Annotated in this window: 20 protein-coding genes; 10 read left to right on the top strand and 10 right to left on the bottom strand. The window is 37.1% G+C overall.

Annotated features, from left to right (window positions below):
* Positions 1 to 6 precede the first annotated feature (6 nt).
* Positions 7 to 1,197, bottom strand: a complete 1,191-nt coding sequence (locus Q1A47_RS09885) for an MFS transporter (RefSeq protein ID WP_299632032.1) — start codon at positions 1,195 to 1,197, stop codon at positions 7 to 9.
* A gap of 320 nt (positions 1,198 to 1,517) precedes the next feature.
* Between Q1A47_RS09885 and gntK the strand changes: the two genes are divergently transcribed.
* Positions 1,518 to 3,059, top strand: a complete 1,542-nt coding sequence (gene gntK / locus Q1A47_RS09890) for a gluconokinase (RefSeq protein ID WP_166530629.1) — start codon at positions 1,518 to 1,520, stop codon at positions 3,057 to 3,059.
* A gap of 274 nt (positions 3,060 to 3,333) precedes the next feature.
* A complete protein-coding gene (locus Q1A47_RS09895; RefSeq protein WP_299632036.1) occupies positions 3,334 to 3,483 on the top strand; it encodes a hypothetical protein in 150 nt (49 codons plus the stop codon).
* A 156-nt stretch (positions 3,484 to 3,639) separates the two neighbouring features.
* Here Q1A47_RS09895 and Q1A47_RS09900 read toward each other — a convergent pair whose 3' ends face one another.
* The 3 genes from Q1A47_RS09900 to Q1A47_RS09910 all read right to left on the bottom strand — a co-directional run bounded on the left by Q1A47_RS09900 (position 3,640) and on the right by Q1A47_RS09910 (position 6,037).
* Positions 3,640 to 4,356 carry a sulfite exporter TauE/SafE family protein gene (locus tag Q1A47_RS09900; protein ID WP_166530638.1) on the bottom strand — a complete coding sequence of 239 codons (717 nt, stop codon included), beginning with the start codon at positions 4,354 to 4,356 and terminating at the stop codon, positions 3,640 to 3,642.
* 122 nt (positions 4,357 to 4,478) lie between these two features.
* Positions 4,479 to 5,096 (bottom strand): superoxide dismutase family protein, encoded by a 618-nt coding sequence (locus tag Q1A47_RS09905; RefSeq protein WP_026682965.1) that lies wholly within the window; start codon positions 5,094 to 5,096, stop codon positions 4,479 to 4,481.
* Between the two features lie 434 nt (positions 5,097 to 5,530).
* Positions 5,531 to 6,037 (bottom strand): DoxX family protein, encoded by a 507-nt coding sequence (locus tag Q1A47_RS09910; RefSeq protein WP_166530630.1) that lies wholly within the window; start codon positions 6,035 to 6,037, stop codon positions 5,531 to 5,533.
* Between the two features lie 237 nt (positions 6,038 to 6,274).
* Here Q1A47_RS09910 and Q1A47_RS09915 point away from each other — a divergent pair, with 237 nt between their 5' ends.
* The 5 genes from Q1A47_RS09915 to Q1A47_RS09935 are packed head-to-tail and all read left to right on the top strand — an operon-like array spanning position 6,275 to position 10,450.
* Positions 6,275 to 7,003 carry a hypothetical protein gene (locus Q1A47_RS09915; protein WP_166530631.1) on the top strand — a complete coding sequence of 243 codons (729 nt, stop codon included), beginning with the start codon at positions 6,275 to 6,277 and terminating at the stop codon, positions 7,001 to 7,003.
* A 21-nt stretch (positions 7,004 to 7,024) separates the two neighbouring features.
* Positions 7,025 to 7,426 (top strand): GntR family transcriptional regulator, encoded by a 402-nt coding sequence (locus Q1A47_RS09920; protein ID WP_026682968.1) that lies wholly within the window; start codon positions 7,025 to 7,027, stop codon positions 7,424 to 7,426.
* Positions 7,423 to 8,271, top strand: coding sequence for an ABC transporter ATP-binding protein (locus Q1A47_RS09925; protein ID WP_026682969.1), 849 nt, complete (start codon positions 7,423 to 7,425; stop codon positions 8,269 to 8,271). The genes Q1A47_RS09920 and Q1A47_RS09925 overlap by 4 nt, the downstream gene beginning before the upstream one ends.
* Positions 8,272 to 8,289: 18 nt before the next feature.
* Positions 8,290 to 9,222, top strand: coding sequence for an ABC transporter ATP-binding protein (locus tag Q1A47_RS09930; protein WP_166530632.1), 933 nt, complete (start codon positions 8,290 to 8,292; stop codon positions 9,220 to 9,222).
* Positions 9,215 to 10,450, top strand: a complete 1,236-nt coding sequence (locus Q1A47_RS09935; protein WP_166530633.1) for an ABC transporter permease — start codon at positions 9,215 to 9,217, stop codon at positions 10,448 to 10,450. The genes Q1A47_RS09930 and Q1A47_RS09935 overlap by 8 nt, the downstream gene beginning before the upstream one ends.
* 204 nt (positions 10,451 to 10,654) lie before the next feature.
* On the opposite strand, the gene Q1A47_RS09940 is transcribed toward Q1A47_RS09935, so the two are convergent.
* The 3 genes from Q1A47_RS09940 to Q1A47_RS09950 are packed head-to-tail and all read right to left on the bottom strand — an operon-like array spanning position 10,655 to position 12,278.
* The gene (locus Q1A47_RS09940) at positions 10,655 to 10,951 is read right to left on the bottom strand and encodes a DUF4306 domain-containing protein (RefSeq protein ID WP_026682972.1); all 297 of its coding nucleotides are present in this window, start codon (positions 10,949 to 10,951) and stop codon (positions 10,655 to 10,657) included.
* The gene (locus Q1A47_RS09945) at positions 10,948 to 11,475 is read right to left on the bottom strand and encodes a shikimate kinase (protein ID WP_166530634.1); all 528 of its coding nucleotides are present in this window, start codon (positions 11,473 to 11,475) and stop codon (positions 10,948 to 10,950) included. The genes Q1A47_RS09940 and Q1A47_RS09945 overlap by 4 nt, the downstream gene beginning before the upstream one ends.
* A 23-nt stretch (positions 11,476 to 11,498) precedes the next feature.
* Positions 11,499 to 12,278, bottom strand: a complete 780-nt coding sequence (locus Q1A47_RS09950; protein WP_026682973.1) for an NUDIX domain-containing protein — start codon at positions 12,276 to 12,278, stop codon at positions 11,499 to 11,501.
* Positions 12,279 to 12,519: 241 nt separating this feature from the next.
* Here Q1A47_RS09950 and Q1A47_RS09955 point away from each other — a divergent pair, with 241 nt between their 5' ends.
* Positions 12,520 to 13,056, top strand: coding sequence for a flavodoxin family protein (locus Q1A47_RS09955; protein ID WP_026682974.1), 537 nt, complete (start codon positions 12,520 to 12,522; stop codon positions 13,054 to 13,056).
* Positions 13,057 to 13,224: 168 nt separating this feature from the next.
* Here the strand turns inward: Q1A47_RS09955 and Q1A47_RS09960 are convergent, their stop codons facing one another.
* Positions 13,225 to 13,569 (bottom strand): hypothetical protein, encoded by a 345-nt coding sequence (locus Q1A47_RS09960; protein ID WP_026682975.1) that lies wholly within the window; start codon positions 13,567 to 13,569, stop codon positions 13,225 to 13,227.
* Between the two features lie 497 nt (positions 13,570 to 14,066).
* Here Q1A47_RS09960 and Q1A47_RS09965 point away from each other — a divergent pair, with 497 nt between their 5' ends.
* Positions 14,067 to 15,188: an N-acetylmuramoyl-L-alanine amidase gene (locus Q1A47_RS09965; protein WP_026682976.1), complete on the top strand. Its 1,122-nt coding sequence runs from the start codon at positions 14,067 to 14,069 to the stop codon at positions 15,186 to 15,188.
* Between the two features lie 21 nt (positions 15,189 to 15,209).
* Here Q1A47_RS09965 and Q1A47_RS09970 read toward each other — a convergent pair whose 3' ends face one another.
* Positions 15,210 to 15,710: a GNAT family N-acetyltransferase gene (locus Q1A47_RS09970; RefSeq protein WP_166530635.1), complete on the bottom strand. Its 501-nt coding sequence runs from the start codon at positions 15,708 to 15,710 to the stop codon at positions 15,210 to 15,212.
* Positions 15,707 to 16,762, bottom strand: a complete 1,056-nt coding sequence (locus Q1A47_RS09975) for a MerR family transcriptional regulator (protein WP_026682977.1) — start codon at positions 16,760 to 16,762, stop codon at positions 15,707 to 15,709. Before Q1A47_RS09975 ends, Q1A47_RS09970 begins: the two co-directional genes overlap by 4 nt.
* Positions 16,763 to 16,992: 230 nt before the next feature.
* Between Q1A47_RS09975 and Q1A47_RS09980 the strand changes: the two genes are divergently transcribed.
* The gene (locus Q1A47_RS09980; RefSeq protein ID WP_166530636.1) at positions 16,993 to 18,261 is read left to right on the top strand and encodes a hypothetical protein; all 1,269 of its coding nucleotides are present in this window, start codon (positions 16,993 to 16,995) and stop codon (positions 18,259 to 18,261) included.
* Positions 18,262 to 18,555: the final 294 nt, after the last annotated feature.

Below are 18,555 nucleotides of genomic sequence, written 5' to 3' on the forward strand. Positions count from 1 at the left end.
GGTTTTTTACTGCCGATTATGACTACGAGCTGCCTTCCATACTAGATATATATATAAAATAATCGAAAGCGACACAGAGCCTGCAGCTGTTACATAAATGAAAGAATAATTGAATACAAAGGCAATTTGTCCAAATATAATGGCACCTAACCCTATACCTAAATCAAAGAAAGAGAAAAATGTTGCATTTGCCATACCCTTTCGATTACCCGGCGCATTTTCAACAGCCCATGCTTGTAAGGCTGGCTGCACAGAGCCAAATCCAAGTCCATACATACCAGCTGCAATTAGCATAACTGCAGTATTTGGCAGCCAGGCTAATAAGAGCATTGCCCCAAAAATTAAAACCGTCCCTGGTAAAAAGACATAGAGATGCCCTTTTCGATCATACACTTTACCAGCAAAGGTACGAGAAATCATTAAAAAAATGGCATATACAAGAAAATAAGATTCGATTCCAGCTACACTTTTTTCTGCTGCGTGTAACGGAAGGAAAGTGGCAATTCCTCCAAACGTAAAGGTAATAAAAAATAATAACATGGAAGGCTGTATCGCAGTTTTTTCAAAGATATCGAACTTCACCGCAACTGTTTTATGTTCAGACTGGTCTACCTTTTTATACCTGATTGTACTGGATAATATAAATGCAATCAAACCACCACTAGCACAGATTAGAAATAGTTGTGGAAAGGTTATGACATCTACTAATGTCAAGCCAAGTGAAGGACCGAAGGCAAGAGCAATGTTACCTGATAATCCGAAATAACCCATCCCCTCTCCACGGCGTTTAGGGGGAATAAGATCGGTGGCAATTGTTCCAGTCGCTGTGGTTGAAAATCCCCAGCCTATTCCTTGAACAATTCGCATCATAAATAAAAAGGCGATGCTTGTAACGAAGGCGAAAGAGCCAACCGATAATACAAACACACCAAGACCGAACATATAAACAAAGCGTCTCCCTCTAGATTCCAGTGCATGACCAGCATATGGTCTCATTAAAAGTGCTGAAAATGTAAAAATACCAACAATAATGCCGATTAGCTGATCACTACCACCAAGCTCTTTCACAAATAGTGGCAGGGTTGGGAGCGTCATTTGAAAACCTAGAAAAATAAAGAAATTAGCTAAACAGATTAGTATAAAGTCACGCGTCCAGATTTTTCCATATTTATTTGTAGTAGCTTGCTGTGCATCCACAATAACCCTCCTTTTTCTTCGACACTCGAAATATATTATACAGATTTGGAGGGAGAAAGCAATGATTACAAACTATGAAGCTATTCATTTAGTTACTTGTTCTATAAGAGTGACTGTTTTTTGTTGAACAGTAAGGTGGATGAGACAACTACCAATGAAAATAAAGGGAAAATTCAATTCAGTTGGAGATGTTTATATACCGTTAATCACCAGTACAACTAGTATAGTTCTGTCTTTTATTGATACAATGAAAAAAACAATATGATTATACAAGGAGGATACAATTGTATCTTCGTTATGTACTGAAAGTAGGGATATAAATGACTACATACTACCTTGGTGTCGACATAGGCACAACAAGTACAAAGGCGGTACTCTTTACAAAAGATGGAAGAATTACCTCAAATCATACGATCCATTATCCGCTACACACCCCAACTCCATTGATTGCCGAACAGAATCCATTGGAAATATTTGATGCAGTGATCCGTAGTATTCGCGAAACAATTCGAAAAAGCAACATTTCACCGATGGATGTATCATTTATTTCCTTCAGCTCAGCAATGCATAGTCTCATTGCTGTGGATAAATCGGATCAACTTTTAACCAATAGCATTACATGGGCAGATACACGAAGTACAAAGTACGCGGATCAAATAAAGGAAAATAATGGACATGCTTTATATTTACGCACGGGGACACCTATTCACCCAATGTCTCCATTGTCTAAATTAGTGTGGTTGAGGGAAGAAAAGCCAGAGATATTTAGACAGACCAAAAAATTTATTTCCATTAAAGAATATGTATTTTTTCGGTTATTTAAAACCTATGCTATTGATTATTCGATAGCTTCCGCAACGGGTTTATTGCATTTAAATAGGTTGGATTGGGATGAAGAAGCATTACGTGTAGCAGGGGTATCAACAAGTCAACTCTCTAAACTGGTTCCTACCACTGAAGTATTCACTGGCATATCCGATGAACTGAGTCATTTTATGGGAATTAAACAAACAACGAAATTTGTCATTGGCGCAAGTGATGGCGTTCTTTCTAACCTCGGAGTGGATGCAATGGAGCAAGGTGTTATTGCAGTTACAATTGGTACAAGTGGTGCCATACGGACAGTTACAAATAAACCACATACCGATGTAAAGGGTAGGACCTTTTGCTATGCATTAACAGAGAAGCATTGGATCATTGGGGGAGCTGTTAATAATGGAGGCATGATACTACGATGGCTCCGAGAGGAATTGGCTGATGCTGAGGTCGAAACAGCAAAACGCCTAGGTATTGATCCGTACGACATGCTCACTGAGATCGCCTCTAAAGTAAATCCAGGTGCGGACGGATTGCTCTTCCATCCATATATGACTGGTGAACGTGCCCCATTATGGAATGCTAATGCCCGTGGTTCTTTCTATGGGCTTAGTATCCATCATCAAAAGCAACATATGATACGAGCAGTACTAGAGGGCGTTATTTACAATCTATACAGTGTATTACTAGCATTACAGGAACATATTGGAGAACCATTAAGGATCCAAGCAACAGGTGGATTTGCTCGTTCTGAGATGTGGCGGCAGGTATTGGCAGATGTCTTTGATAAACCAGTTATCGTGCCTAAAAGTTATGAAAGCTCATGTTTAGGTGCTGTGATTCTTGGAATGTATGCCCTTGGTGAAGTTGAAGACCTGCAACGTATTTCCGATATGATTGGCAGCACGCATACACATTATCCAGAAAAAAATTCAAGCGATATTTATCGGGAGCTACTGCCAATTTTTATTCGCTTATCAAATTTATTTGAAGATGAATACCAGTGTATAGCGGACTTTCAACGAAAGCATAGCACGAATTATTAGAGGTAAATTACTATTCGCTGATATCTAAGTGTCATTCAATTTAATCAACGATATTAGATACGAGCAGGAAAAGATTATGCAAAATGTATGACGTAATTAAAAGAAGTAACAGCTTTTGAGTTGAACTTTCAAAAGATCGTCTCGAATTTCAAGTGCTTATTCCGCTTCCCGGTATTGGAGAAATTACAGTCGTCAGAGAGTTCGACGATAGTCGTCGTTTTAAAAGCCATAAAGTGAAACTTAAGCCGTGGGGGGTTTTGTTATTCTTCATGGATTGGTAGTACCACAAGGGTATGACCAAAAGGCATTTAAACAAATCGGACATTTACTGGCAGTCGACCACGCTTATCCATATTGGGTTCTCTTTATTACTGGAGGTGGGAGCTTACTGCCAGTTATATGCGAGATAATCTTTTTAGAATAAATAATTTACCACCTGAAAATATGCGAAACTCCTTAAAAAAGAAGAACACTTTTTCAAAGAACCTATGTAATTATCGAAGATGCATGGCTCGTCTTTGTAACGGAACGTTTTAATTATATGATAACTTCTTGTTGACTAGTTAACACTCACAACGATTTATAATTGTTCGATTAATAAATATATTCCTGTAAACAACAATAGCCCATATGTTAACTTTTGGAATAATACTTGATTAATCCTTTTAAAAAGAATTTGACCAGTAATTAGCCCTATTACCACGAGCGGAAGTGACCACGCACTTGCTATCCAAATTTGCTTTGACGTTCCAGCAGCAACAACCTGTATAATTAAGCTAATCATGTAAATAAACAGGTAAAATGCTAGCGTTGTTGCCCGCAGCGTCTCCTTCGATGTATTCGTACTCGAAAAATATAATAAAATGGGGGGGCCTGGCATACCAATACTTGTTGTAAACGCTCCGGAAAATCCGCCAGCTATATAATCACGATGATTTGTTTGTTTCAGACGAAATCGCATCATTAATAATATGGTTAAGAGTAATATAGTTACACTAATTATAAGCGTCAAGACCTCCACATCAATTAGCAGAAAAATTACTGTACCAACAGGTAAACCAAACACACTTCCCCATCCAAATCTTTTTACAATACCTAAATCTACATCGTGTCTAATTTTATAGATTAGTGCACATGAGATAATTAATGAAATAACTAAGTTTATTTGGATTGCTTCTCTAGGTTCAAAGATTAATAACAAAAGAGGTGTAGCAATAATAGAAAAGCCAAATCCGGTACTCGTTTGCAATATAGAAGCAACTAATATAATGAAGGAAAAAAGAAAAATGGATTCCATATACTCACCTACAGCATGGTAAATTTTAGATAACCTTATTATATCAAAGAACGCTGAAAGAATATGAATGATTGCTTGTGCCATGAAAAATGCCCGAGCTATCTCGCTCGGGCACATTGGATCTATTCAGCTATTACACCACAGGCTATACGGTCTCCTGCATCTCCTGATGGCTGAGATATATAATCATCTGCACCAGCATGGATTACTAAAGCTGTTCCTCCCTCTTTATAAAGCGAATTATCTTTCCCTTTTTTCAGCGTAACCAATTCGGCTGTTGTTTCTGTGTTTACGGTACCATCTTCCCCAACTTCAATATTCGGTAGATCGCCTGCATGAGGACCTTCTGGGTGCTTCTTTCCATGCTTAGTTTGACCAGGATTAAAATGTCCCCCTGCCGACTTAAAATCTGGCGGTTGACAGGATCCTGTTTCATGAATATGAAAGCCATGTGTTCCAGGTGGTAAGTTTTCTCCGTTAAGTTTTATATGAACACCCGATTTAACTTGCTTTAGTGTCGCTGTTGCAACAACATGATCATCTTTATCTTTTAATGAAACGAGAACCTCTTCCTCTGCAGTTGCATTATCTGGATTCCCTACAGTTGGACTATCTTCATTTTGTTGATCTTGTTCATTATTTTTATCAACGTTACCTTGCTGCTCCTCATTATTTGGATTACACGCTGCTAGAAGTAGTAATACCAATCCGAAAATTAGTATAGCATACGACCTTTTCATACCATTACGCTCCCTTCGAGGATGTTTAGTATCATCATTCACTTTTGTTAGACTCCTTAAACATCAGAGTAGCGTAAATTGATGAAAACGATAGGTAACTACTAATAATAGCCCCCTTTATTACTTTTAAATGACGTATGTTCCAGCAATAAAATCGTGTATAGCTAAGTTATCTATCTCACTCCCACCATAAGGACGCTGACAATTACACCAATATATACCATAATTAAGAACATATACGAGACTCGCAATTATAACACGAAGAAGGGTGGTTATAATCGTGTTAGGGGCACATTTTATTATTTCCTGGACAAACATAAAGGTGAGCTGCCCTTTAAAGACAGCTCACTTACGATTGTCATTTTTTATATTATTAACCACTTCATATCTAACATCTATTTGCTCAGAAGCTTAACTATCAAATCGGTTAAATACTATGCCACTTTCATGTTTGTTTTTTTGCCAGTCGGTTTATGATTTTTTAAAAATGGGATAACCCAGCGATCCAATCCATATCTGCCAGCGTTATAACCAGCTACAAGTAAGAATGTCGTTAGTAATACCATTTGCGCATTTGTGCTGACTGTTCCGCTAAATAAGAAGGCAAAATTCATTGTTATTCCCATTAAAGCAGCGAAGTTGGTGAAAATTCCTAATATCAATGCAATACCTACTAATAATTCTCCCCACATCACAAGAAATGTGAATAGTTCTGCATTTGGAAGTGCAACTTTTTCTAGAAATACAGCCCACCAACCTTGAACTGCAGGGTGTTCACCACCTGCACTTGCTATTGCACCTTGTAAAAACCCACTAGCATCAAATCCACCGCCAGTTATTTTTCCATATCCGGCAGTTAGCCATTCATAGCCAATATAAATACGTATGATTGCCAATATTCCTGCTGCCACTTTATGATTGCGAATAAAATTCATGATCATTACTTTCATCTCCTTTTCAAATGCTCACTATTTCACAAAAACTTGTGTATTTCTTACTACACCTATAGTTTACCATGATTCATTTAAATTTAAATCACTTTGCTCACTATTTCACATTTAGTTCATAACTTTATTACCATTTCATGTAGGATGGAAATTTATTCTTGACACCCTACCTTAATCCTATATACTGTATATAAACACATACACAGCATAACAGTGTAAGGAGGGTTTACTATGAAGGAATGGAAGCAAGCTTACCAAGTAGCAAAACTAGAATTAACTCATTCGATAAAAGGCTTTTTCTTTTATTTTATCTTTTTAATGTTTATCTTATCCTTTCTTGCCACATCTCTAGAATCTTACATAGATAATGACTTTATGGGATATGATTTCTTCTTCATTTTCCTTTTTTTCATGGGAGGATTTTGGGCAAAACCAAAGGTGTTTCAAAGTCAAAAGCAGGCTTTAGATGTTTTAGTGTCACCTACCTTAATCATGCAACTCCAATTACCTATTAAGCAGGATGTGCTTATTAAGAGTAGATTTATAATTTATTTTTGTTATTCACTACCTTGGCAAGTTATCTTTTTGATACTGTTTTATTATGTATCCCCTATAAACGAAATGCTATCTATCAGCGCATATATTGCTTTCTCCGTCATTTGGTTGTCGACAGCTGTTTATGTTGGAACGTTATTTCCAATGAATGATGCAGGAGAAAGAGGCTTTGCTGCAACAACGATTGGTACCATTATTATTGCTATCATGGTGTTATTTTTGATGTTCATTGCTTTTCTAGGTATCTATTTTTTTACTGATCATGGCTTCGTATATTGGTCTATCGTTATTGCCAAAAAATGGCCTTTTCTTGCATCCATACTGTCTATCGGATTGGCTGGCGCTGCTCTCCAAGCTCATCAAATTTATATGAAAAAGATAATGAATAAACTGGATTATATATAAAATTGGAAAGGAGTAATTAAAGTGGAATTGCCAATACGTCTTTCCAAGTCATCTCGTGAACCAATATATCATCAAATCGAAAATCAACTGAAGGCATTAATTGCAGGTGGACAGTTACCGGAAGGGGCTCCCTTACCATCTATTCGCTCACTATCCAAAGATCTGGAGACAAGTGTTATCACCATTCGAAGAGCCTATCAAAACTTAGAATACCAAGGGTTTATTCGTACATCCCAAGGGAAAGGAACCTTTGTAGCTGAAATTGAAGACGCACTGAAGCAGCAGGTTAAGGTTTCAGAGGTGTATCAAACGATTGAAAATGCAGTTGATACAGCACTTAGCTATGACTATACGATAGATCAAATAAAGGAGATCTTTACTGAAGTGATGGAATCACATACTAGAAAGGATGATAACAGTTGAATGGAATAATGGAAATTTCCAACCTAGAAAAAGGCTTAGATTCATTCCATCTTGGACCTATAAATTTAACGCTGGAACCCGGAACAATAACAGCATTAGTTGGTAATAACGGATCAGGAAAAAGCACCATATTAAAGTTAATTATGAATCTAGTAAAGCCTGATAAAGGAAACATTAAAGTGTTAAATAAATTTGTCCATGGTCCAGATGAGGGTTGGAAGACAACCGTAAGCTACCAACCACAGCCAATAATTGGCTGGAATGCTTTCTCAGGTAGAACACTTAAGAAATTTATTGCCCCTTACTATCCAAATTGGGATGAACACTTATTTGAAGAAATGGTGAAACGTTTCGATATTTCCCTAGATAAAAAGTTTATTCACTTATCTCCTGGCTCACAACAGAAGTTATGTCTTGCGTTAACCTTACCGAAAAACACACCTTTATTGCTGCTTGATGAGCCAACAACATTTATGGATATCCCTGCAAAGCAAGTATTTCTGGATATGATCGTAGCATGGATGGAACGAGGAGATCGAGCAATCGTTATGACCAGCCATCAATCTTCAGATATTATGAAACTTGCTGATTACTTATGCGTATTAAAAAGAGGAGAATGGGTTGGAACATATGAAAAAGAGGCATTAAATAATATGTTTAAACGCTACTGGTTATCCGATACGTTACCTGAAGAAAGGATACCTGGAGAATTACTGCGAACCAATAACCAAATCATTTCGAATAACCCAGATGATACAGAGGCATATTTCCATAATCAACATATAAAAAGCTCTTCTCAAGCACGCTTAGATTTAGAAGAAATAATTACATTATTAGTTGAATAATGAAAGGACGATGTCGACTTGAACACAATGCTTACTGTCAAAAGCTTAGGGAAATCCTTTAAAGGGAAGCAGATTATTTCCAATATTTCTTTTGAAGTAAAACAAGGGGAAATAATGGCTATTCTTGGTCCTAATGGAGCAGGAAAATCAACAACCATTCGTAACATCATGGGAATCATGTATCCAGATGAGGGATCCATTACATTTCATCATAGTAAAGGAGCTACTATTCCAAGACATAAAATTGGTTATTTACCAGAAGAGCGCGGTCTCTATAAAAATGTTAAGGTAATGGATATTTTACTATATTTAGCCGAATTAAAAGACTATCCACTAGATAAGGCGAAACAACGGGCACTCGATTACCTTAAAAAGTTTGATCTAGAGGGTAAAGAGAAGGTTAATGTGGAAGAGTTATCCAAAGGGATGGGGCAAAAAGTGCAATTTATTGCCTCCATTATTCATGAGCCAGAATTATTGATTTTAGATGAACCGTTTTCTGGTCTTGACCCTGTCAGTCAGGAGCTATTTAAGCAGGAAATTAGGAATCTCGCTCAGAATGGTACCGCCATATTATTATCCTCACATCAAATGAATCTTGTTGAGGAAATGGCAGATCGATTATTTATGATTCATCGCGGACAAAAAGTTATTTATGGTGAAATGACAGATGTAAAAATGGAATATGCTAACTTTAAATGTACGATACACGGCAAAAATAACAAACAAGATTTAGCACAACTTCCTAATGTACAACGCGTCGAACAGGAAGATGACCGCAGTATCATTTACCTTAGTAAGGACGTGCAGCCCACAACATGGCTAAGACAGCTTCCGAACCATATTAACATTCAGGAACTTACGCTGAATCGCATATCGCTCCATGAAATTTTTATTGATATTGCAACAGACAAAAATCTATTACAGGAAGAAGGTGTGGAGCATGCGTAATACCATGAAGGTAGCCAAATGGGAGATCAAACGAAATCTAAAAAACAAGACATTTATTATTGGCATGTTTCTAACACCAGTTCTCATAATTGGTTTTATGCTACTCGGAAATACCTTTGGAGGGTCTGATACAGAGGAAACACAAGAGCTGACAACCGTTTTTATAAATGATCAGCTTCAATTATTTTCTGCCATCGAGGATACGGTTAAAACAAATGATCTCCCTTGGGAGTTAAAGCAATCGGATTTAAGCGAAGAAGAAGTAAACAAAGAATTAGAAGATACAGATGATACTGCTTACTTATTTATTGATCAACGTTCACTAGAAGAGGGTGTTATTCGAGCCTACACTTCTGAAGAAATACCCCCTTACTTTATCAACCAGGCACAAATTGTGGCAGGTCCATTACAAACGATGCAGATGAAGCAGCTTGGTTTAACTGAGGAAGAACTTGCGACCCTTTCACGTGGAGTTTCTGTTGAAGCGATTGCATCTAAAGAAGCGCAAGAAACTGTAAATGAAGAAGAAGCTGGAGCTGACCCGCTGAAACGAATTGTACCAGGTGCGTTCGCTGGATTTATCATGCTATCCATTGTATTTACAGGTATGGCGATATTCCAAAGTGCGTCACAGGAAAAGAAAGATAAGATTGCAGAGATTATTCTTTCATCATTAACACCAGCAGACCTTATGCAAGGAAAGATTATTGGCTATTTCGTTCTAGGTCTCATTCAGGCTGTGGTTTCCATTACACTTGTGTTGCCTATCATTGCTTGGCGTGTAGATATATCCATTTTGCAGTATTTATTAGTACCTGAACTAGCCTTTTATATCGCTATTGCCATCTTAGGCTACCTTCTCTTCGCCTCTATTTTTGTAGGTGTTGGAGCTACGATGGCAGACGTTTCTACTGCCGGTAATTTTCAGGGAATGGTCATGATGCTTCCATTTCTGCCATTCATTTTCATTGGTCCGGTCTTAAGTGATCCAAATGGATTCATGGCTCAGATTGGTTCTTATATTCCCTTTACTTCTCCAGGGGTTCTCTTACTACGATTAACTAGTTTAGAAGAATGGCCATGGATGGAAATTGCCATTTCATTGACGATTCTAATCATCAGCGTCTGGTTCTTTATGAAACTAGCTGGAAAGATATTTAAAGTTGGTATATTAATGTATGGTAAAAATGCTACACCTGCAGAAATATGGAAATGGATACGCGCTTAAACCTATGATCATTTAAAGGAGCGGGAAGATCACATTTTTCCTCCGCTCCTTCCTTTAATTCCAGCTTTTTATTACTACGTTAATCAGTTTCTCGATTCGTTTACAGCCTACCAAAGTAAAAACTTCAATCAGCGGGGGGCTTGCTAGCAGCAGATAGTAAATCACCAAACAAAGCAATCCGCTGCCTCTTTTCAATCCTTCATGTTAAACCTCATCCTGCTTCTTCTTTTTCCTTCGTTTTCTAAAGTGAAATATAATCATACTAACCACTACAATACTAGCTATTATAAATATCGTGCTAGTAATAGGCTGAATGGTAAACGCATATAGCCATTGATCGATAAAGTATATATCTCTTGGGTCTGATATATCCTCAGGTGTAAATATCGTCTTATCTTGCCAATTAGGCTCAAGCATCAGGTAGGAACCAGTCCAAGAGGTTAAAAATAATGTATATATGGAAACGATCAGTAATACGATGAAAACGATTATTTTTTTCATTCGTGATTCACCCTTAAAGTACTCAAATAGGTTTTTAATGCCTGTTTATTAGTTATAATGACCTGTTTATCGTTATAGCTGCTCAACATATTGCAAATATCCTGTTTTTTCTGCTCAAATTGTCTATTCCACTGCAACATACTGATAAATATAGAAAGTGTAGGTTGATAGTTGGCAGGTTCGATGCCTAACTTCTGCCTTAGGAATCTTTTACAAATTCGAAACGACCGAACATGTTTATTCGTATCCAATATGATAATAAGATCTGCGTGTTTAATACTAGGAATTACCCAATTATCACGATGAACACCTTTAATAATCCAAGCAGATTGTTGACATATGCTTGAAAGTATCTTCGTACGTTCTTCGATTGTTCTTTTTATATCCCCTGTCTTCCTTCTATACCACACGACATTGTCCAATTCATAGTAGGTTATACGAAGCTGTTTCGCCAGCAACTTAGCTAACGTCGTCTTCCCACTACCTACAGAACCAATGATACGTATCTTGCTTGGAATCTTCAACTGTGGCTCACCTACATTCTTTATTACTGTTCTTGCTTTATACTAGGTCTCAGCTGATGAAGTATGTGATGCGGTCTTATTTCGAATGCTTCATATGGGATGTAGGTTGGATGCATTGCATCTAATACCCTATCTAAAAAATGCTCTCGTGTAATATATTGAGATGTATTCGTAGCTGTTAATTTTCTAAAGCACACTTCTGTTGTTTCCTCTTCTTGCGTGCGTAAGTCACCAGATATGTATTTTCCTCTAAATACAATATTTATGATTCCCTTGGTAACATTCTGATAAATTCCAGTTATACCATCCATCTGGACGATAGCTCCTGTTTCTTCCTTAATTTCTCGATGTACTGCTTCTAATAATGACTCCTCTTCTTCCACTTGTCCTCCTGGTATCTCCATGGTATCTGCACGATCCATATTACGTACTAGTAGAACTTCCCCCTGATCATTCGTTATATAACCACTAACAGAAACTATATGCTTAGGATATTGATCGTTTCCTGTAGAAGTTAAGAATTCCTGACGACTATCTATAATGATATCCCCCAATTCTTTTCTTTTTTTCTGTCCCATTTTATGTAAGTCACTTGCTCTAATGTTCGCTTCGATACGCTCATATTCCTCCATATTATTATATGCCCACATAGCTGTTATTTCATCGTTTGATTGATTTACCCATCTGCCAACAAGGTTTGCCCCATAGGTAAGCTGATTCGGAAGCAAATATTCATGAAAGAAGTTATTAAAAGCTTCAACGTTGCCCTTTTTCAATTTGTATGTTTTCTTTCTATATATCATCTTTGGAATAGCTCCTTTAGCTAAATCATTTATTTTATCTATAAATAAGATTCTTCTCTCACTTCTAAAATACCTGCTGAAGAATACAATTTAAGAAAAGGAAAATTTCATGAGTTTTTAGGATTCCTTACCGTCCAAGGTATCCATAGGATTATGCCTGTTAAGATGGTAAAAACACTACAGTCTTTTGCTAAATACGGCTTCATTCATCCTGAAAAATCTTTCATAGGGAGGATAATACATGAAAATTGCTGTATTTCATGGTTCCACTCGAGTTAATGGAAATACGGAATATTTAACGTATCAAGCAGTTCCTAAAGAGAAAGGAACCCATATTTATTTACGCGATCATGATATTCAACCAATTATTGATAAACGTCATGCACCAGAAGGATTTCCAGTAGTTGAGGATGATCATACACAGTTAATCGATCAACTGTTAGAGCACGATACGCTTGTTTTCTCTACACCAATTTACTGGTATGGGATGTCTGGTCCAATGAAAACCTTTATTGATCGTTGGTCACAAATTTTAAGAGACGACAGCTATTCACATTTTCGTGTCGCATTAAAAGAGAAAAATGTTTATCTAATAATTGTTGGCGGTGATCATCCACGAGTAAAGGGACTACCGCTTATTCAGCAATTCAATTATATCTGTGAATTTTATGGAATGACACTAAAAGATTACGTGATTGGCCAAGCAAGACGACCTGGAGACATTGTTAATGATCAAGTTGCACTGACTGCTGCTTCAACGCTCATTCACATAGATTGAATTGGTATACATTAATAAACGACAGCTGTCTGCTATCAGAAAGAGAGTAAGACAAAAACCCCCATTTCACTTTATTACTTGAGGTGGGGGCTTACTGCCATATGCGGGATAAAGTTATGTAACACTTATGACAACGGCTTTTGTTAGCTGTTGTTTTTTTACTGTAGGTTAAGCCTCTGTCTTTTTATACATGCAATAGTTATAGCCAATTTGCAAACAGTTGCCAGTTAGAAAAGCGATAAAAACTAGAATTTCGACAGTCGGCCGCATATGAGTAATATAGATGGCCAGTAAAATAATTGCTATATGAATAGGAAACGTCCAAAGGCTACGAATTAACTTTCTTCGGTAACTAAGCTGAAAATAGATAATCACTCTACCACGATCAATTTTTGGCTTATTTTTATAAACAATCGACATAACAATGGTTGCCATGATAGCTACCATCACTGGTATCAGTATATCCGTAACTGGAAAAGGTGTATATGCAGTTTGTAACCAAAAATAAAACAACGATATCCCCTCATTTTTTCCAAATTCCTTAAAAAGTTTAATAATGAACGTTACGATCTCCCGAAGACTTTTTCATAGAAGCCCTCTCTTCCACATGTAATAGTAAAACACCATTATAACAAACCCTAAAACAAATACAAAGATAAGATTAGTATCTTGACAGTTGATTATTTTAGATAAAGTGAAACTCCTATCAGGGTTTTGTTTATCCCCCCACTGATGGTTAGTACCACAAGGGTATGACCTAAAGACCATTGAACCAATCGGACATTTACTGGCAGTCGATACCCCACTTATCTATATTGGTTCCACCTTATTGCTTGAGGTGGGGGTCCTACTGCCAGTTATATGCTGGATAGAGGTATTTTTTGTGTTAATTCCTGCTACCCATCTAGCAATCTAGTACTTCATAGTTTATTTTTCAGAAACATAGTTTAATTAGTTATCTCCTTGTACATACTGTTATTACATTAAATTACTATTAAGAGGAGATTGCTATGCGGTTTATCTATTATATTGTTAGTAGCTTTGTCGTTATCTTTGTATCTATGCTTTTTTTTCCTAATGAAAGTCAAGCAGATACTCGAGAGCTTTTTGAAGTAGGAGAAACATTGCTAAATGTTAGAAGTGAACCATCAGACCAAGCAGAAATCATCGGTAAGCTACAAGCTGGTGATCAATTAGTCGCCTTCGAGGAAAAATATGGATGGATTAAAACATTTTATGATGGAAAGGAGGCATGGGTAGCAGGGCATTATTTGCATAATATTGGACAAGTAAGTGAAGCGAAAGAAACAGAAGAAGAAAAAATAAAAGTAGTAACAAAGAACACGCATATTCGCTCAGGTCCTGGCTCTAGCTATTCTAGTATTGGAACATTACCAGCTGGAAAAAGCTATAGACTAATAGAAACCAAGGGTGAATGGCATCAAATAGAAGTAAATAATGGACAAAACGGTTGGATAGCTTCCTGGCATACGGATACCCCAGCTCAAGAAGCTACAAGCGCGAGTGTATCCGCCCACACAATCAAAGCACCAGACCAGCAAACATCAAGTATAACATCAGCGACAAAACCGCTTGATGGTTATCATATCATGCTAGATCCAGGACATGGCGGGAAAGATTCAGGGGCAATGGGCTTGAAGAATGTATACGAAAAAAATATAACATTTACGACCGCTCAGAAAATTGCTGATAAGCTACGTGAAGCTGGGGCAACGGTACTGACTACGAGATCAAAGGATACGTATATATCATTAGATCGAAGAGTTGAATTAAGTCATTCTAACAAGACCAACGCATTTATTAGCATTCATTATAATGCATTTCCTGATTCTTCTGTTAGTGGCTTAAATACCTTCTATTATTCTAAGAAAAATGATCTTCGATTAGCAGAAAATGTGCATACATCACTAACAGCTTCTATTGATATGAAAGACCGTGGGATACTCCAGAAAAACTACCGTGTCCTACGAACAAATCATGCGCCATCTATTTTACTGGAGCTTGGTTTTATTACAAACCCAAATGATCTAGCCAAGATTCAAAGTGAATCATTTGAAACGAACGTAGCCGAAGCAGTTACCGATGGATTAAAAAACTATGTGCAAGAATAACGTAATGGAAGCTGTCTGTTATTAGTGGATAGCTTCCATTACGTTTAATTGTAGTACATATTGTTCTCCTTTTTTCCCAATAATCCTTTTCCCACTATCTACAAATCCACATTGTTGATAAACGTGTTGTGCTATCATATTTTGATGGTTTACTCCAAGGACAACCTCATTTTTTTTCGGAAAGTGGCAATTTAGAAAAGCAGGTAACTGTAGAAGTGATTGTTTTGCAATTCCTCTCCCTTGCATCTTGTACGCAATGGAATACGAGCAAAGCAGTAATGCCTGTTGGTTATCACTATACATTTTAAGACTTTTTCCATCCTCTAGTACAAAAAAACCTGCAACATGGTGTTGAAACAGAATGACAATCCCATGTCTTCTTGCTTCGAAAGCTTCTTTAGCCAATGCTTCCTTAGGATGTGCGGTATACATTAATTGATCTGTTGATAAATGGTAGTAAGTTAAATCAGCGAGATATTTATCTTGAAAGAAATCCAATCTAACTGCTGGCGTATTATTCATGCTTTATCACCACAAGCTGTCTTTTGGGCATAAATCATGCTTAAAATATCATTAAACGGATATGCTTTTACATCATAGTTATGTTCTTTTAACCATTCTATTAGGATAGAGCGATCCGCATAATATTCATCTTTTATGGCGTAAATTGCCTCTTTATTGCCCGCATCCTGAAAATATTTCATAACTTGCTTACGTTGTCGTTCATTAATAAACATTAAATCAGCTATACAAATTTGCCCACCTGCTTTTAATACTCGATCCATTTCCTGTAATGCTAGTATTTTTTCTTCGTCAGTAATATGATGTAGTGCATAGCTGGAAACAATCCCATCTACTTGCTGATCCATCAACGGCAAGGCTAAAAAGTGTCCTTTACGTATTTCTATGGCTGGGTGCTTTTGTTTACAAACATGTAACATGTTTTCGGACTGATCAATGCCAATGACGTTTATTCCTTTGGGTAAAAACTTTGCACCGAGATTTCCTGTACCAATTCCAATATCTAGGCACGTATTGCCAGCTTCTAGCTGGATGGTTTCAACTACTTTTGTTAACGCCTTATCATAGTCCTGATGTACATTAAAGCGATAGCCATGCATCTTGATACTAGAATCATAATCCTTAGCTTGACTATCAAAATTCCATTTGTCTTGCCAATTTCGACGAATTTCCTTTAAATTTTTTAAATGAGTCGCTAATTGATAGATTGCTTGCATATTATCATAATCATCCGATGTACGATCTAGCATTTGATCGATCGTATGAATCATATCCTTCATTTCGAGCCATTTTTCATAGAGAGCAGATCGTTGTATGTTTAGATACTGCGAAATGCTTCGCTGTTCTTCGTTTAGAACGTGGGATATCTCACTAACGCTAAATCCGATTTCTCGAAGAGCTAATATCGTACTTAATCGGGCAATATCTTCTTCAGAAAAGCTGCGATACTCATTGTTGTCTAACTTTGCAGGCTTAATTAATCCCTTCTCCTCATAAAAGCGAATTGCTCTCGGAGTAGTATTTAATTGCTTTGCGACTTCTTTTATTTGCATATTCCTTCCTCCTCAACTTCACTATAAACCTTGACGTTACGTTAATGTAAAGTGGAAAATTCGATTTTTTGATTTTTGCTCATTATATCATTTTGTAATATGTGAATTCGTTCCTAAAGGAATGATATACTATAGGCAAAGTTATAAAGTAGGGGCTTCCTGCCAGTTATAAACGAGATAAAAGGAACTATCTATTTAATGTCAAACTGAAATAAAGTGAGGGTATCTATATGCATAAGCGAGTACAAAAATTGATTGACGTTACAGCAGATGAATTGGGACTAGATAAATATTATTTAAAAAGACACAGCTTTGTTAAAGAAGAAAATCCTAATGAAGGCGTATCCTATGAGTTAACCATGGAATGGTTTCCTAATGAAGCAGCGGAAACAGAAGAAGGCTTAAATCCTCCAGGAACAGCCGTTGTTGATGTAGACCTTCATAGTGAACGAATCAAAAAAATAATCTTTGTTAATGATATATCTTATGCTCATGCAGAGGCGTTAACTGTCATTCACCAAACCAGTGAACAAATCATTGAATGGGTTGAGGAAATGACGGGTCTAGAATATGGTAGACAGTTTCAATTAGTCGAGGAATCAAAAAATGAAATGCATTTCCGATCTGCTGTAGACAATATTCCCGTCTATCCAGGTGGGAACATCGATATAACCTTTAATGAGCAAGGACAACTTACACTCTTTTCTATCCATGGGAGCTTTCCTACAGAGGATCAAGTTCAGTGGGAACCCTTTGCTTTAACGTCGGAAATCGTTGAACCCATTGCTCTAGATCATTGCAAGTTGATGGAAATTCCAGTGGAGAATGAACAAAAATGGATTTCCGTATACGGGACATCTATGTTCTTCCTTACCAATAATGGAGGAAAGACGATTTCCTATGATCAAGTGGAAAAATCCATCATTTATTGTAATAGCGTTGAACCTATCACATGGAGCCATACTAGTTCCGCTTCTACCATATCTCTAGAAAAAATCGATCTGTCACCAGAAATTTCCGAGTCTGAGGCATTGAGCAATAATAAAGAGATTGATAGAAAAAGATCTATTTCCAAAGATGAACAAACTAGAATTATTACAGAAGTGAGTCGTCTACTACAGCAAGAGTTACCAGATGACAATGGCCAATGGAAACTAACTACCATTCAACAGGAACACAACTACCTATTTGCAATCTTGCATCCAGTAAAGAAAGATTTTCGTATCATCGGTCCTAAGATAAAGGTTATTATGGATTCAAAAACATTAAAGCCTCTTAATTATATGGACAATCGTCAATTGCTCGATGTCTTTCGTGATTTTAAAGAAGCAGAAATGCCTGTTATTTCAAAGGGAGAAGCATCCGAAAAGCTCCGTAGCTACCTTGAGATCTCACCTGTCTACGTCTATCAAAAAGGTAGGTATATGTTATGCGGTAAAATTGAATGTAGCTATGTAGTAGATGCAGTAACGGGGGAAATGATTAGCTTAGACGAATAAAGTAAAACTTCAATTAGTGGGTGTTTTGTTTATCCCTCACTTGGTTCTCTTTATTGCTTGAAATTGGGGGCTTACTGCCAGTTATATGCGGAAAAAATCAAACAAAATACCCTGCCTCTAGAAGCAGTAGGTTTCTAATAGGTGCAGCTACTTTTGCTCTATATCTAGCACACGCATAAGAAAAACGGAGCAAAATTCGCTCAGTCCTTATCACTACATGCTCCGATTTACGCTTCCTCTAGTAGCTATTATGGAATAATAGCTACTGCTTGACCACCACTCCGGCTGCCCACT

Source organism: uncultured Virgibacillus sp., assembly GCF_947495635.1.
Taxonomy (GTDB): domain Bacteria; phylum Bacillota; class Bacilli; order Bacillales; family Amphibacillaceae; genus Virgibacillus; species Virgibacillus salarius.